At 74.7% G+C, this 16,851-nt stretch carries 2 protein-coding genes; both read right to left on the bottom strand.

The genetic code is table 11. The features are described 5' to 3' along the window. Window positions 1–97: 97 nt before the first annotated feature. Window positions 98–7,174, bottom strand: coding sequence for an SDR family NAD(P)-dependent oxidoreductase (locus AB0878_RS21760; protein ID WP_366582066.1), 7,077 nt, complete (start codon window positions 7,172–7,174; stop codon window positions 98–100). Between the two features lie 32 nt (window positions 7,175–7,206). Continuing rightward, window positions 7,207–16,839 carry a type I polyketide synthase gene (locus AB0878_RS21755; RefSeq protein ID WP_366582065.1) on the bottom strand — a complete coding sequence of 3,211 codons (9,633 nt, stop codon included), beginning with the start codon at window positions 16,837–16,839 and terminating at the stop codon, window positions 7,207–7,209. Between the last annotated feature and the right edge of the window lie 12 nt (window positions 16,840–16,851).

Raw genomic sequence — 16,851 nt, 5'->3', positions numbered from 1 at the left:
GAAAACCCCGCGACGCGAAAAGCCCGGAACTGGGCCGGGCCTGGTCGCCGCCGGGGTCGAAACGGCGATGACCAGGCCCGAGCTGGGGTGGCGCGGCTCAGAGCGTGCTGAGCCACTCCTCGACCGCCTGCGCGGTCAGGGCGGAGTCCTCCTTGGCGAGGGAGAAGTGGTCGGCGGCGACCGTCGTCACGACGTCGGCCGGGACCCGGGAGAGCAGGTCGTCCTGGTCGTGCTCGATCTCGTCACCGAAGAGGTCCACGGCGCACTGCACGAGCAGCGTCGGCGCGGTCGTCGTCGGCGTCTCGAGGTCGGCCATCTTGCTGAACCAGTGGCCCATGGCCGAGAGCCGGGCGCTGTTGAGCGTCACGGTCGGGTTCTCGATCTCCGCGAGGTAGAACCGCGTGGTCTCCACGAAGTCGACGTTCTCGCCCGCGCGGTGCTGCATGCTCAGCGTGTCCAGCAGCGCCACGCCGTCCGGGCGCACGCCCCACGTCTGCTCCAGCACGCCCGCGGCGGCGTAGGCCAGCGAGCCGGCGGACGAGTGCCCGACCAGGATGAACGGGTCCCCGTCGCTGGCGTGCAGCACGCTTTCCGCGACCACGCGCGCGGCCGCCGTCGCCGAAGCCGGCAGCGGCTCGCCGAGCGCGAAGCCGACGAGCGGCAGCGCGGACACGTGGCGCTTGCCGCGGAAGTGCGCCGCGATCCGCGCGTACTGGTGCACGCCGCCGGTGACCACCGGGGAGCTGACGCAGATCAGCCGCGGCGAGGCCGGCCCGTCGGCGAGGGTGACGGCCTCGGGCAGGTCCTCGAGCTCCGCCGGTGTCTCGAAGGTGTCGCGGATAGCCGCGACGGCCTTGAGCATGCCGAGCGCTTCGGTGAGCTTGCCGCCGTTGGCGGCGCGGAAGAACAGCCGGTCCAGCGTGTCGCCGGCGACCGGGGCCGCAGTGCCGGGCGTAGGCGCGTTGGCGGCCGCGACGGAGCCGGCCAGCTCGTCGCGCAGCCATTCGGCCAGCCGGGCCGGGGTCTTGTTGTCGAACACCGCCGTGGACGGCAGCCGCAGGCCCGTCGCCTCGCCGAGTTTCGTGCGCAGCTCCACCGCGATGAGCGAGTCGAACCCGGCCTCGAGGAAGTCGCGTTCGGGGTCGACGGAGCTCGCGTCGCGGTGCCCGAGCAGCGCCGCGGCGAAGTCGCACACCAGGTCCTGCAGCAGCTGCCGCTGGGCGGCCGCGTCCAGTCCGCCCAGGCGGTCGCGGACCGACGACGCCGAGGACGAGGCCTTCGCCGCCGCTTTGCGCGGCGTCTTCACCAGTCCCCGCAGCAACGCCGGCACCTCGCCCTGCGGCTTGCCGCCACCGGCGACGCGCAGGGCCGCGATCAGCGGTTCGCGTGCCGCGAGGGCGGCGTCGAACATCGCGAGTCCCTGTCCGGTGCCGATCGTCGGCAGCCCGGCGGCGTCGATGCGCTCGACATCCGCGCGGGACAGCTTGCCGGTGATGCCGCTCGACTCGGCCCACAGGCTCCAGGCCAGTGAAGTCGCGGGCAGGCCGAGGGCCGCGCGGTGCTGGGCGAGGGCGTCGAGGAAGACGTTGGCCGCCGCGTAGTTGCCCTGGCCCGGCCCGCCGCTCACGCCGGCGAACGACGAGAACAGGACGAACGCGGCCAGGTCGCTCTCGCGGGTGAGCTCGTGCAGGTGCCACGCGGCGTCGGCCTTCGGCCGCAGCACGGCGCTCAGGCGATCCGGCGTGAGCGACGGGATCACCCCGTCGTCGAGGATCCCGGCGGTGTGGACCACCGCGGTGAGCGGATGGTCGACCGGCACACTGGCCAGCAGCTCGGCAAGTGCGGCCCGATCGGAGGTGTCGCACGAGGCGATCCGCACGGCCGCGCCCGCGCCCGTGAGCTCCTGCCGCAGCTCGTCGGCGCCGTTCGCGGCCGCGCCGCTGCGGCTGACGAGCAGCAAGTTCCGCACGCCGCGTTCACGCACCAGGTGGCGGGCCACGTGGCCGCCCAGCACGCCCGTGCCGCCGGTGATCAGGACCGTCCCTTCGGGGTTCCACGCGGGCGGCGCGGTGAGCACGAGCTTCCCGATGTGCCTGGCCTGGCTCATGAACCGGAACGCTTCCCGCGCGTCGCGCACGTCCCAGGTCCGGACCGGCAGCGGCTCGAGCGCGCCCTCGGCGAACAGCGCGAGCAGGCTCTGCAGCATCTCCTGCACGCGGTGCGGGTCGACCTGGCCGAGGTCGAACGGGTGGTACGCGATGTCACCCAGCGTCGCGGGGTCGCGCAGGTCCTTCTTGCCCATTTCCAGGAACCGGCCGCCGTCGGCGAGCAGCCGCAGTGACGCGTCGAGGAACTCGCCGGTGAGGGCGTTGAGCACGGCGTCCACGCCGCGGCCGCCGGTGGCGCGCGCGAACTTCTCCTCGAACTCGGTGGTGCGCGAGGAGGCGAGGTGGTCCTCGGCGATCCCGAGCTCCCGGAGCGTGTCCTGTTTGGACTCGCTCGCCGTCGCGAACACCTCGGCACCCAGGTACTGCGCCAGCTGGATCGCGGCCATGCCGACGCCGCCCGCGCCGGCGTGGATCAGGACGGACTCCCCCGGCCTCAGGTTCGCGAGGTCCACCAGGGCGTAGTAGGCGGTGAGGAACACCAGCGCGACCGACGCGGCGTCCACTTCGGACCAGGCGTCGGGTGTGCGGGCCAGGAAGCGCTCGTCGGCCACGGCGTGGGTGCCGAAACCGCCGCCGAGCATGCCGAAGACGCGGTCGCCCACCTCGAGGTCGGTCACGGCCGGACCGATCGCGTCGACGACGCCGGCGGCCTCGGCGCCGAACGCGCCCGCTTCGCCGGGGTACATGCCGAGTGCGTTGAGCACGTCGCGGAAGTTCATGCCCGCGGCCGTCACGCGCACGCGGACGTCGCGCCCGGCCGGCTCGTCGAGGAACTCGGGCCGGGGTTCGAGGACCAGGGTGTCGAGGCTGCCCTTGCCGGTGGTGGCGAGCCGCCACGGCACCCCACCCGACGGCGGCACGAGGCTTGTGCCCGTCGCCAGGCGCGCGAGGCGACCCACGCGGACGGCGCCGTCACGGAGCACGACCTGCGTCTCGCCGCTGTCGAGCAGCCCGACGGCGCCGGCGAGAGCACTGAGCGAGGTCGTCGCGCTGTCGATGTCGGCGAGCAGGAACCGGCCGGGGTTCTCCGCCTGCGCGGAGCGCACCAGGCCCCAGACCGCGGCGGCGGCCGGGTCGGGCACGGCTTCGCCTGCGGCCGCGGCGACCGCGCCGCGCGAGACGAACACCAGCCGCGTGTCGGTGAACCGGTCGTCGGCCGCCCAGTCCTGCAGCACCGTGAGGGCCCGGGCGGTCAGCTCGTGCACGGCCGCCGGCCCTTCGGCGCCGGTCAACGGCACGAGGCAGACATCCGGCGCGCTCGTCCCGGCGACGGTGCCCGCGAGCGTCTCGGCATAGCCCGACACGATCTCCCCGGCGACCACCACCTCGTCGGCGACGCCGAACGGGTCGGCCCCGACCACGGCCCAGCGGCGCCCGCCCGCGACCGCCGGCACCTCGGCCGGCACCCAGTCGAGCCGGAACAGCGATTCGCCCGCGACGTCCGGCTTCGCGGCCGGGACCGCCGAAGCCGCCCGCAACGCGAGACCTTCGACAGCCAGCACCGGACGGCCCGTCACGTCGGCAGCGACCACACTGATCGTGCCGGTGTCGTCGCCGGCCAGCCGCACGCGCAGCGCAGACGCGCCGCCCGCGTGCAGCGTGACACCGCTCCACGCGAACGGGATCCGGCCGCGCGCAGCACCCGAGCCGACGAAGGTGGCGGCGTGCAGCGCGGAGTCGAGCAGGGCCGGGTGCACGCCGTACGCGTCGGCGCCGTCGCCCCGGCCGGGCAGGACGACGTCGGCGAACACCTCGTCGCCCCGGCGCCACACAGCCTGCAGGCCCTGGAACAGCGGACCGTAAGAGGAGTTCTCGTAAAAGCCGGTCACATCGACGGATTCAGCGCCTTCAGGCGGCCACACCGAGGCGTCGAAGGCTGCGGCCGGTGCGTCCTCGGTGAGCAGGCCGCTCGCGTGCTCGGTCCAGGCCGCGTCCGGGTCGTCGGCCGGTCGCGAGTGGACGGTCACCGGGCGCCCGCCCTGCTCGTCCTCCGCGCCGACGCTCACCTGGATCGTCACGGCGTCCTCCGGGCCGAGCACCAGCGGCACCGCCAGCGTGAGGTCCTCGACGCGCCCGGCGCCGACGTGGTCGCCGGCCCGCACGGCGAGCTCCAGGAAACCCGTGCCCGGGAAGAGGATCACGCCGCCGAGCGTGTGGTCGGCGAGCCACGGGTGCGTGCGCGCGGAGATCCGGCCGGTGCACACGACACCGTCGGACCCGGCCAGCGCCACCGTCGCACCGAGCAGCGGGTGCGCGCCGGGGAACAGCCCGGCCGAGGTCACGTCGCCGGTCATCGCGGCCTTGCGCGGCCAGTAGCGCTCGCGCTGGAACGCATACGTCGGCAGCTCGATCGTGCGGGCGCCGTCGACCAACGGCCGCCAGTCCACGGGCAGGCCCCGCGTGTACGCGGCGGCGAGCGACTTGAGCGCGCGGACCAGGCCGCCGTCGTCACGGCGCAGCGTGCCGGTGACAAGAGTGCGGGTGGTCTCGGTGTCCTCGACGACGCCGGTGACGTTGGCGGTCAGCACCGGATGGCCGCTGGTCTCGACGAAGGCGCGGTAGCCGTCCGCGAGCAGCGCGCGCACGGCGTCCTCGAACCTCACGACGCCGCGCAGGTTGCGGTACCAGTAGTCCGCGGTCATCGGCTCGTCGAGCTTCGCGCCGGTCAGCGTCGAGTAGATCGGGATCTCGGGGGTGCTCGCGGTGACCTCGCCCAGCTCGGCGAGCAGCTCGTCGCGCAGCACCTCGACCTCGGGCGAGTGCGACGCGTAGCCCATCGAGATCCGGCGCACGCGCACGTCGCGCGCCGTGAGGTCGTCGAACAGCCGGTTGAGGGCCCCGAGCTCACCGGACACCGACACGGACCCGGAGCTGTTCACCGCGGCGACCGCGATCGGCGTGCCGGCCAGCAGCTCCTCGACCTCGTCGAGCGGCAGGGGAATCGCGAGCATGCCACCGCGGCCGGCGATCGTGCGCGTGAGCACCTTCGCCCGCAGCGCCACCACGCGCGCGCCCTCGGCGATGCTCAGCGCGCCCGCGACGACGGCGGCCGCGACCTCACCCTGCGAGTGCCCGACCACGGCGTCGGGCTCGATCCCGGAGGAGCGCCACACCGCGGCCAGCGCGACGGTGAGCGCGAACGACGCCGGCTGCACCACGTCGACGCGCTCCAGCGACGGCGCGTCCGGCCCGCCGCGCAGCACCTCGGCCAAGTCCCACTCCACGTACGGGCGCAGCGCTTCGGCGCACTCGGCGATCTTCGCGGCGAACACCGGGCTCTCGTCCAGCAGCCGCCCGCCCATCCCCGTCCACGGCACGCCCTGGCCCGGGAACACGAACACGGTCTTGCCCGACACGTCGGCCACACCCTCGACGACCTCGGGAGCCGGCCGCCCCTCCTCGATGGCGGCCAGGCCGCCGGTCAGATCGGCCCGCTCCGCCCCGACGACCACGCCGCGGTGCGCGAACGCCGACCGCGTGGTCACGAGCGAATGGGCCAGATCCAGCAGATCGGCGTCCCCGGCAACGCCGTGCAACCGCTTCGCCTGCGCTTTCAGCGCGGCGGGTGTCCGGCCCGACAGCACCCAGGGCACCGCGGCGGGCGCGGGTCGCGCCGGCACCTCGGCGGGTTCGGGATCCGGTGCCTGCTCCAGGATCACGTGCGCGTTGGTGCCGCTGATGCCGAACGACGACACCCCGGCCCGGCGCGGGCGCTCGACCTCGGGCCACGGCCGCTGCTCGGTGAGCAGCTCGACGGCACCGGCCGACCAGTCCACATGGGACGACGGCGTGCTGACGTTGAGCGTCTTCGGCAAGGTCGCGTGCCGCAGCGCCATGACCATCTTCACGATCCCGGCGACGCCGGCGGCGGCCTGCGTGTGCCCGAGGTTCGACTTCACGGCTCCGAGGTAGACGGGCGTCTCCCGCTCCTGCCCGTAGGTCGCGAGCACGGCCTGCGCCTCGATCGGGTCACCGAGGACGGTGCCGGTGCCGTGCGCTTCGACGACGTCGACGTCCTGAGCAGACAGGCCGCCGCTGGCCAGCGCCTGCCGGATCACGCGCCGCTGCGACGGCCCGTTCGGCGCGGTGAGGCCGTTGGACGCGCCGTCGGAGTTCACCGCGGAACCCCGGACGACGGCGAGGATCGGGTGGCCGTTCTTCCTGGCGTCGGAGAGCTTCTCGACGACCAGCATGCCGACGCCCTCGGACCAGCCGGTTCCGTCCGCGTCGTCGGAGAAGGCCTTGCAGCGCCCGTCCTCGGCGAGCCCGCCCTGGCGGGTGAAGCCGGCGAAGCCCATGGCCGTCGACATCACGGTGACGCCGCCCGCCAGCGCGAGCGTGCACTCGCCGCTGCGCAGCGCCTGCCCGGCCAGGTGCAGCGCGACCAGCGAGGACGAGCACGCCGTGTCGATCGTCATCGCCGGGCCTTCGAGCCCGAAGACGTAGGAGATCCGGCCCGACACGACACTCGCGGCGAGCCCGGTGCCGGCGTGGCCTTCCACGTCCTCGCCGGCGCCCAGCGCGAGCTCGGCGTAGTCCTGCCCGTTGGTGCCCACGAACACGCCGGTGCGGCTGCCGCGCAACGTCTCCGGGTCGAGGCCGGCTCGTTCGAACGCCTGCCAGCTCGTCTCCAGCAACAGGCGCTGCTGCGGGTCCATCGCGGTGGCCTCGCGGGGCGAGATGCCGAAGAACGCCGCGTCGAACTCGGCCGCGTCGTAGAGGAACCCGCCGACGTCGGTGGCGCTGTGGCCGCGGCCGTCGCCGGCGAGCACGGCCAGGTTCCACTCGCGGTCGGCCGGGAACTCGCCGATGCCGTCGGCGCCGTCGGCCACCAGGCGCCACAGGTCCTCCGGCGAGCGGACACCGCCGGGGAACCGGCAGGCCATGCCGACGATCGCGATCGGCTCGCCCCGGCCGGCCTCGGCGTCGGCCAGCCGCTGCCGCGTCTGGTGCAGGTCGGCCGTGACCCACTTCAGGTAGTCGACGAGCTTGCGGTCCTCCGGCATGGTGCGCACCTTCCTGTGGGCGTTCGCGCGGGTCAGCGGTCGGTCAGCCGGCCCAGTTCGTGGTCGATGAAGTCGAGGACCTCGTCGGCGCTCGCGTCGCTGAGCCGGTCGGCGACGCCGGTTTCCGCCTCTTCGGTCTCCGTGAGCGCCGAGAGCATCCGGCGCAGCCGGGCGGCGATGCCGCCGCGCGTCACGCCGTCGGGCGCCGCCGCGCGCAGGCTCGCTTCGAGCCGGTCCAGCTCGGCGTCCAGCGCCGCCTCGGGCGCCGCGCCGTCGGTGAGCTCCTCGCGCAGGTGCTCGGCGAGTACCACCGGAGTCGGGTAGTCGAAGACGAGCGTCGACGGCAGCGGGGTGCCGGCCACCTCCGTGAGGCGGTTGCGCAGCTCCACCGCGGTGAGCGAGTCGAAGCCCAGCTCGCGGAACTCCTGCCCGGCGTCGATCGCCTCGGCGCTGTCGTGACCGAGCACGGCCGCCGCCGCGGTGCGGACGAGGTCCACCAGCAGTCGGATCTGCTCGTTCTCTCGCAGCCCGGTGAGCTGTTCGGCCAGCGACTCGCGCGGCACCGCCCGCGCGGCCGCCGCCCGCCGTCGGGTGCCGCGGATCAACCCGCGGAACACGGCCGGGACGTCGCCTTCGACACTCGCGAACCCGCCCCGCCCGACGGCCAGCGGCACGATCCGGCCGGCCCCCGAGGCGACGGCCGCGTCGAACAGCGCGAGCCCTTCGGCGACCTCCAGCGGCGGCAGGCCGGTCGAGCGCATGCGGCGCCGGTCGGTCTCGCCGAGCGTGCCCGTCATGCCGCCGGTCTCGGTCCACGGACCCCACGCGAGCGACGTCGCAGGCAGGCCGTGGGCCACGCGGCGGGCCGCGAGCGAGTCGAGGGCGGCGTTGGCGGCGCAGTAGTTGGCCTGACCGGGGCTGCCCATCGTGCCGGCGATCGAGGAGTAGACGACGAATGCCGCCAGGTCCGCGCCGTACGTCAGCTCGTGCAGGTGCCAGGCCGCGTCGGACTTCGGCGCCAGCACCGCGGCGACACGCTCGGGTGTCAGCGAGCCGAGCACGCCGTCGTCGAGGATCCCGGCGGTGTGGACGACGGCGGTGAGCGGGTGGGCCGGGTCGACCTCCGCCAGCGCGCGGGCGACTTCGCGCCGCTCGGCGACGTCCGCCGCGACGAAGCGCACCGTCGCGCCGAGGTGGGTCAGCTCGTCCTCGAGCTCGGGCGCGCCGGGGGCTTCGAGACCACGGCGGCTCGCCAGGACCAGGTGCCGTACGCCTCGTTCGCGCACGAGGTGGCGCGCCAGCTCGCGCCCGAGACCGCCGGTGCCGCCGGTGACGAGCACGGAGCCGTCCGGGTCCCAGGGCCGGCCCCACGTCGCGGTCTCCCCGAGGCGCGCGAGCCGGCCCGCGAGGACCTCGCCGCCGCGGATCACGAGCTGCGTCTCCCCCACGGCCAGCAGCTTCGGTGCGCTCGCGACCTCGGCGACCGAAGCGGGGTCGGCGTCAACGTCCACGAGCATGAACCGGCCCGGATTCTCCAGCTGCGCGGCGCGCACGAGGCCCCACAGCGCGGCGGCGGCCGGGTCCTCGATGGGGTCGCCGTCCTCGGCGGCGACGCCGTTGCGCGTCACGAAAACCACGGTGGTGCGGGCGTACTTTTCGGCCGAGAGCTCCTGCACGAGTTTCAACGCGCGTCCGCCGAGTTCACGCGTGGCGGCGAGCGGGTCCGGGCCGAGGCCGGCCATCGGCACGAGCAGCACCTCGGGTACTTCGTCCACTTCGGACAGTGCGGTGGCGGAGCCGGCGCTCAGCACGCCGGCGAGGCAGAGACCGTCGGCCCCCAGCACCGTGCAGCGGTCGCCCTCGGTGTGCTCGCCGCGCACCGGGGTCCAGGTGAGGTGGAACAGCGAGTCGTGCCGGGTGTCGTGCGTGTGGTGCTCGGGCTCCGGCAGCGCCCGGTACACGCAGGTGTCGACGGAAGCGACAAGCCGGCCTTCGACGTCGAACAGCGCCAGCGCCACGGACTCCGGTCCCGTGCGGATCAGCCGCGCCCGCACCGCCGACGCCCCGGCGGCGTGCAGGGTGAAGCCGCGCCAGACGTGCGGCACCGGGTCCGGCTCCACGTCGAGGTCCGCGAACGCGGCGAGCCGCGACACCGCGTCGGCGAGCGCCGGGTGCAGGCCGAACTCCGCGGCATCCGGGACCTCTTCGGGCAGCGTGACCTCGGCGTAGACCTCGTCGCGGCGGCACCAGACGGCCGTGATGCCCTGGAACGCGGGCCCGTGCTCCACGCGGTCGCCCTCGTGCGGTTCGTGGAACCCCGTGAGGTCGACGGCCGCGGCGTCGGCGGGCGGCCACTCGCCGAGCGAGCCCCTGTGCACGGCACCGTCGGCGACGTGACCGCGCGCGTGCACCGTCCAGGCGGCTTCCGGGTCGTCGGCCGGACGGCCGTAGAGCGTGACAGGGCGGCGGCCGGACGCCGGCTCGCCCACGCGGACCTGCACCGCCACGGCGGTGTCCACGACGAGCGGGGCAGCCACGGTCAGCTCGTCGACGCGGTCGCAGCCGGTCTTCTCGCCCGCCCACGCGAACAGGTCGAGCAAGCCGGACTCGGGGAACACCGTCTCGCCGTCGACGAGCCGGTCGGCCAGCCACGGCACGGTCTGCGCCGAGAGCACCCCGCTGAACACCGCGTCGGCCGAGCCCGCGAGCGGGACCTCCGCCGCGAGCAGCGGATGCCCGGCGACGGCCAGCCCGAGGCCCGCGGCGTCCGCGACGAGCGGGGCGAGCGTCGGCCAGTAGCGCTGGTGCTGGAACGCGTAGGTGGGCACCTCGGTGTGCCGGCCGCCGGCCAGCATCGGTGACCAGTCCACGGCCACCCCCGCGACGTGCAGCCGGCCCAGCGCCGTGAGCAGCGCGGTCGCCTCGTCGCGATCCTTGCGCTGGGTCGCGACGACGGTCACGTCGTTCACGTTCTGCTGGGCGAGCGCGGCCAGGACGCTGCCGGGGCCGACCTCGACGAACGTGGTCGTGCCCGCGGCACGCAGCGAGCGCACGCCGTCGCCGAAGCGCACGGCCTCGCGGACGTGGCGCACCCAGTAGGCCGGATCGGTCAGCTGCTCGGCGGTGGCGGGCTCGCCGGTGAGCGTCGAGACGATCGGGATTTCGGGCGCGGACAACGAAAGTCCGCGCACGACCGCGGCGAACTCGTCGAGCATCGGTTCGACCAGCGGCGAGTGGAACGCGTGGGAAACGGTGAGCCGGTTGGTCCGGCGGCCCCGTTCGGCGAACCGGTCGGCCAGCGCCAGCACGGCTTGCTCGGCCCCGGCGACGACCACCGAAGCGGGCGCGTTCACCGCGGCGATCGACACCTCGGCCGTGAGCTCCGCCGTCACTTCGTCGGGCGTCGCCTCGACGGCGACCATCGCGCCACCGGCGGGCAGCGCCTGCATGAGCCCGGCGCGCGCGGCGACGAGCGTCGCAGCGTCTTCCAGCGTCAGCACGCCGGACAGGTGCGCGGCGGTCAGCTCGCCGATCGAGTGCCCGGCGAACTGCGCGGCCCGCAGCCCGAACGACTCCAGCAGCCGGTAGAGCGCGACCTCGAACGCGAACAGCGCCGGCTGCGTGTAGCCCGTGGTGGCCAGCAGGCCGGCCTCGGGTGTGCCGTCAGCGGCGAAGACGATCTCACGCAGCGGGCGGCCCAGGTGGCGGTCCAGCTCGGCCGTCACCGCGTCGAACGCGGCGGCGAACACCGGGAAGCGCTCGTGCAGCTCACGGCCCATGCCCGGGCGCTGCGAACCCTGGCCGGAGAACAGCACGGCCGTCGACTGCTCGGTGGCGAGCCCGCGGCCGGCTTCGGTGATCCCGTCGGGTCCGGCGAGCAGCAGGGCGCGGTGGCCGAAGTGCGGGCGGGCCGCGAGAGTGGCGCCGATGTCGAGGGCGCTCGGCGCGCCGTCCCGGGCCGCGAAGGCGCGCAGCCGCCCGACCTGCTCGTCGAGCGCCGCCGCCGTTTTCGCCGACACCGTCCACGGCACGACGTCCTCGGCGCGCTGTTCTTGCGTCGAAACCTCTTCCGCCTGCTCCAGCACGATGTGCGCGTTGGTGCCGCTCAGCCCGAACGACGACACCCCGGCGCGGCGCGGCCGGCCCACCTCGGGCCACGGCCGCTGCCGTGTGAGCAGCTCGACCGACCCGGCCGCCCAGTCCACGTGCGACGAGGGCGCGTCGACGTGCAACGTCTTCGGCAGCACGCCGTGGCGCAGGGCGAGGACCATCTTGATGATCCCGGCGACACCGGCCGCGGCCTGGGTGTGGCCGAGGTTGGACTTGATGCCGCCCAGGTAGACCGGCGTCGCGCGGTCCTGCCCGTACGTCGCGAGCACGGCCTGCGCCTCGATCGGGTCGCCGAGCACCGTGCCGGTGCCGTGGGCCTCGACGGCGTCGACGTCCTGAGTGGACAGTCCACCGTTCGCGAGGGCCTGGCGGATCACGCGTTGCTGCGAGGGGCCGTTGGGCGCGGTCAGGCCGTTGGACGCGCCGTCGGAGTTCACCGCCGACCCGCGCACGACGGCGAGGACCGGGTGGCCGTTCTTCTTCGCATCCGACAGCCGTTCGACCAGCAGCATGCCGACACCCTCGGACCAGCCGGTGCCGTCCGCGCCGTCGGCGAACGCCTTGCACAGGCCGTCCTCGGCGAGCCCGCCCTGGCGCGTGAAGCCGGCGAACCCGATGGCCGTGGACATCACCGTGACGCCGCCGGCCAGCGCGAGGGTGCATTCGCCGCTGCGCAGGGCCTGCGCGGCCGAGTGCAGCGCGACCAGTGAGGACGAGCACGCCGTGTCGATCGTGAGCGACGGGCCTTCGAGCCCGAAGGTGTAGGACAGCCGGCCGGACACCACGCTCGCGGCGAGGCCGGTGCTGGCGTGGCCTTCCATGTCCTCGCGGGCCATCGTGACGAGGTTCGCGTAGTCCTGGCCGTTGGTGCCGACGAACACGCCGGTGCGGCTGCCGCGCAGGGTGGCGGGGTCGAGCCCCGCGCGTTCGAAGGTCTCCCAGGAGGTTTCGAGCAGCTGGCGCTGCTGCGGGTCCATCGCGAGGGCCTCGCGCGGGGAGATGCCGAAGAAGCCGGCGTCGAAGCCGGTGGCGTCGTCGAGGAACCCGCCGCGCGCGGTGGCGCTGCGGCCCCGGCCGTCGCCGGCCAGCGCGGCGAGGTCCCAGCCGCGGTCGTCGGGGAAGTCGGTGATGGCGTGCTCGCCGGCGGTCAGCAGCGACCACAGGTCCCCGGGCGACCGGACGCCGCCCGGGAACCGGCAGGCCATGCCGATGATCGCGACGGGTTCGGTGCCGGCCGCGGTGGCCGCGACGATCTCGCTGCCGGCCGCGTCGCCGCCGGTCAGCTCGGCGAGCAGGTGCGCGGCGAGGTCGTGGGGGGTCGGATGGTCGAACACCAGCGTCGAGGGCAGCGTGAGCCCCGTGGCCGCGCCGAGGGCGTTGCTGAGGTCGATGGCGCTGAGCGAGTCGAACCCGAGGTCACGGAAGGCCTTGTCGGCGCCGATCGCGCCCGCTCCGGAGTGGCCGAGCACGGCGGCGGCACGGGTGCGGACCAGCTCGAGGACGGCGGCCGGACGGTCCGCTTCGGACAGTGCGCGCAGCGTGCGGCCGAAGTCCGGTTCGGACGTCTGCTCCCGGCGCAGGTCGCGGGCGCCGGGCAGCTCGTCGAGCAGCGGGCCGGGCCGTGCCGAAAGCAGCGCCGACAGCAACCGGGGCTGCCGCAGGTCGGCGACCACCACGGTGGCTTCGGGTTCGGTGACCGCGTGCGCGAGGGCGGTGACGGCCGGCGCGGGGTCGAGGGCGGTCGAGTCGGTGTGCCGGTCCGCGGCCACGCCCTGGCTCGCCATTCCGTCGCCGGCCCAGGCACCCCACGCGACGGCGGTCGCGGGCAGTCCCGCGGCGCGGCGCCGCCGGGCGAGAGCGTCGAGCACGGCATTGGCGGCGGCGTACCCGCCCTGGCCGGGGTTGCCGAGGGTGCCGGCGACCGAGGAGAACAAGGCGAAGACTTCGAGGTCCTTGCCGCGGGTCAGCTCGTCGAGCACCAGCGCGGAGGTCGCCTTGGCCCGGAACACGGTCTCGAACCGTTCGGGCGTCAGGGCTTCCAGCACGCCGTCGTCGAGGACACCGGCCGCATGCACGACCGCGGTCAGCGGCAGGGGTTCGATTAGCGCGGCCACGGCGTCGCGGTCGGCGACGTCGCACGCGGCGAGCGTGACGCGCGCACCGAGTGCCTCCAGCTTCGCGGCGAGGTCGGCCGCGCCGGGGGCGTCCGGCCCGCGGCGGCTGGTGAGCACGAGGTGCTCGGCGCCGTGTTCGGCCAGCCACCGCGCGACGTGCGCGCCGAGGGCGCCCGTGCCGCCGGTGATGAGCACGGTGCCGTGCGGCTGCCATTCCTCGGCCGTGGTGGCCGGCGCGGGGACGAGGCGGCGGCCGAAGATCCCGGACGGGCGGACCGCCAGTTCGTCCTCTTCGGACTGGCGCAGCGCCTGCGCCAGCAGCCCGGTCGTCCGGTCGTCGAGCTCGGCGGGCACGTCGAGGAGACCGCCCCACCCGCGCGGCTGCTCCAGCGCGGCGACCCGGCCCAGACCCCACAGGGCGGCCGCGGCCGGATCCGTCACCTCGGCGTCGGCTTGGGCCGCGACGGCGCCCCGCGTGACAACCCACACCGGCAGGTCGACGCGGCGCAGCAATGCGGCCGTCGCCGGGGCGTCCGGCAGGAAGGACAGCACGGCGTCACGATCCGTCTCACCGAGCTCATCCGGTTCGACGCGGACCACGTCGCCCGCGGCCTCGAGCACCAGGTCCACCCACGCGCCGGCGTCCGGGGGCACGACGGCGAGCCACCGACGCGGCGCGCCCGGGATCGCGGTGACCGGGCGCCAGACCTCGCGGAACCGCCAGGAGTCCACGGTGGACTTCTCGACGTCGGACTCGGGCCAGAACCGCTCGTGCTGGAAGGCGTACGTCGGCAGGTCCACCCGCTGGGCTCCGGCCAGCAACCCGCCCAAGTCCACGCGCGCGCCGGCGACGTGGAGTGCGGCCAGCGCGGCCACGCACGTCTCTTCCTCGCCGAGGTTGCGGCGCAGCGCGGGCACGACCGGGATCGCGTCGCCGACGCTCTCGCGCGCCATCGCGGTGAGCACGGCGTCGGGGCCGAGCTCCAGGAACGCCCCCGCTCCGGCCTCGTGCGCGGCGACCACGGCGTCGGCGAACCGCACCGGCTCGCGGACGTGGCGCACCCAGTAGTCGGCGGTGCGGATCTCGTCACCCGCGAGAGCGCCGGTCAGTGCGGACACGAGCGGGATCTTCGGCGCGGCGAAGGAAATCCCGTCGAGCGCGGCGCGGAAGCCGGCCAGCATCGGGTCCATCAGCGGCGAGTGGAACGCGTGCGACACGCTGAGCCGCTTGGTCCGGCGCCCGCGCGCGGCGAACGTCTCCGCGATCCGCGTGACGTCGGCCTCGGCGCCCGCGAGCACCACCGAGTCCGGCCCGTTCACGGCCGCGATCGAGACGCCGTCGGTGAGCTCCGGGGTCACCTCGGCCTCGGTCGCGCGGACCGACACCATCGCGCCGCCCTCGGGCAACGCGTCCATCAACCGCGCGCGGGCGGCGACAAGGGTGCAGGCGTCGGGCAGCGACAGCACGCCGGCGCCGTGCGCGGCGGCGATCTCGCCGACGGAATGCCCGCCCAGCACGTCAGGCCGGACACCGAAAGACTCGGCCAGCCGCAGCAACGCGACCTCGACGGCGAACAACGCCGGCTGCGTCCACCCGGTGCGGTCGAGCAGCCCGGCGTCCGCACCCCACACGATGTCGCGCACGGGCCGGTCCAGCTTCGGGTCCAGCTCCGCCGCGACCGCGTCGAACGCCTCCGCGAACGCCGGGAACCGCCCGTAGAGCTCGCGCCCCATCCCGAGCCGCTGCGCCCCTTGGCCGGAGAAGACCACGGCGAGCTTGACCCGCCGCCCCGCGAGCCCGGTCGTGACGCCCGGCGCCGAACCGTCGCTCAGCCAGCGCGCCAGGTCCTCCCGCAGCGCCGTGGTGTCGGACCCGACGGCGGCCAGCCGGTGCTCGAACGCGGAACGGCCCGTGAGCAGCGAGAACCCGACGTCGACCGCGGAACCCAGGTCGTGGCCCACCAGGGCGCGGACCTGCCCGCGCAACGCCTCCGGGGTCTTGGCCGACAGCACCCACGGCACTACTCCCCCGGCCGGCTCGGTCTCGACCGGGTCGCTCGCCGGCGCCTGCTCCAGGATCGTGTGCGCGTTGGTGCCGCTCACCCCGAACGACGACACGGCCGCGCGCCGCGGGCGGCCGGTCTGCGGCCACGCCACCTGCTCGGCCAGCAGGGTCACCGCGCCGGAGCTCCAGTCCACATGGGACGACGGCGTGCCCACGTGCAGGGTCTTCGGCACCACTCCGTGGCGCATCGCCTCGACCAGCTTGATCACCCCCGCGACCCCGGCGGCGGCCTGCGTGTGCCCGAAGTTCGACTTCACCGACCCCAGCAGCAGCGGGTGCTCGCGCTCCCGGCCGTAGGTCTCCAGCAGGCTCCCGGCCTCCACCGGGTCGCCCAGCGGTGTGCCGGTGCCGTGGGCCTCGACCACGTCCACTTCGGACGGTTCCAGCCGCGCCGCCGCCAGCGCCTGGCGGATCACGCGCTGCTGCGAACGCCCGTTGGGCGCGGTGAACCCGTTGGACGCGCCGTCGGAGTTCACCGCCGAGCCGCGGACGAGCGCGAGCACCGGATGTCCGTTGCGCTTCGCGTCCGACAGCTTCTCCAGCACCAGGACGCCGACGCCCTCGGCCCAACCGGTGCCGTCGGCGTCGTCGGAGAACGCCTTGCAGCGCCCGTCCGGCGCCAGGCCGCCCTGGCGGCTGAACTCCAGCAACGAACCCGGCGTGGACATCACGTTCACGCCACCGGCCAGCGCCAGCGTGCACTCGCCCGAGCGCAGCGCCTGCGCCGCCAGGTGCAGCGACACCAGCGAGGACGAGCACGCCGTGTCCACCGTGACGGCCGGGCCTTCCAGCCCGAACGTGTAGGAGATCCGGCCCGACGTGGCGCTCGCGGCGATGCCGGTGCCCACGCTGCCGTCGGCGTCGTCCAGTGAGCGCACCATGAGGTACGCGTAATCCTGGCCGTTGGTCCCGACGAACACTCCGGTCCGGCTGCCGCGCAACGACACCGGGTCGATGCCCGCGCGTTCCACCGCTTCCCACGACGTCTCCAGCAGAAGCCGCTGCTGCGGGTCCATCGAGAGCGCCTCACGCGGCGAGATGCCGAAGAAGCCCGGGTCGAAGTCGGCGACGCAGTCGAGGAACCCGCCGCGCCGGCTCACTTCCTTGCCGCGCGCGTCGACCTCGCTCGTCTGCAACGCGCGCAGGTCCCAGCCGCGGTCGGCCGGATAGCCGCCGACCGCGTCGCGGCCCTCGGCAACGAGCCGCCACAGGTCCTCGGGCGACCGGACGCCACCGGGGAACCGGCAGCTCATGCTCACGATCGCGATCGGCTCGGCCGCCGCGGCCAGCAGCTCCCGGTTCTGCCGGCGGAGGCGGTCGGCCTCCTTCACGGAAGCCCGCAGCGCCTCGACAACCTTTTCGCTGGGCGTGGTCATCTCTTCAGCTCC

This window comes from Amycolatopsis sp. NPDC047767, from assembly GCF_040704195.1.
Taxonomy (GTDB): domain Bacteria; phylum Actinomycetota; class Actinomycetes; order Mycobacteriales; family Pseudonocardiaceae; genus Amycolatopsis.
The sequence above is the reverse complement of the archived record's forward strand: the minus strand, read 5'-3'. Positions and strand labels throughout refer to the sequence as shown.

Excerpts from the sequence above, each read along its gene's own strand:
- AB0878_RS21760 (WP_366582066.1), bottom strand. The coding sequence starts at position 7,174 with ATGCCGGAGGACCGCAAGCTCGTCGACTACCTGAAGTGGGTCACGGCC.
- AB0878_RS21755 (WP_366582065.1), bottom strand. The coding sequence starts at position 16,839 with ATGACCACGCCCAGCGAAAAGGTTGTCGAGGCGCTGCGGGCTTCCGTG.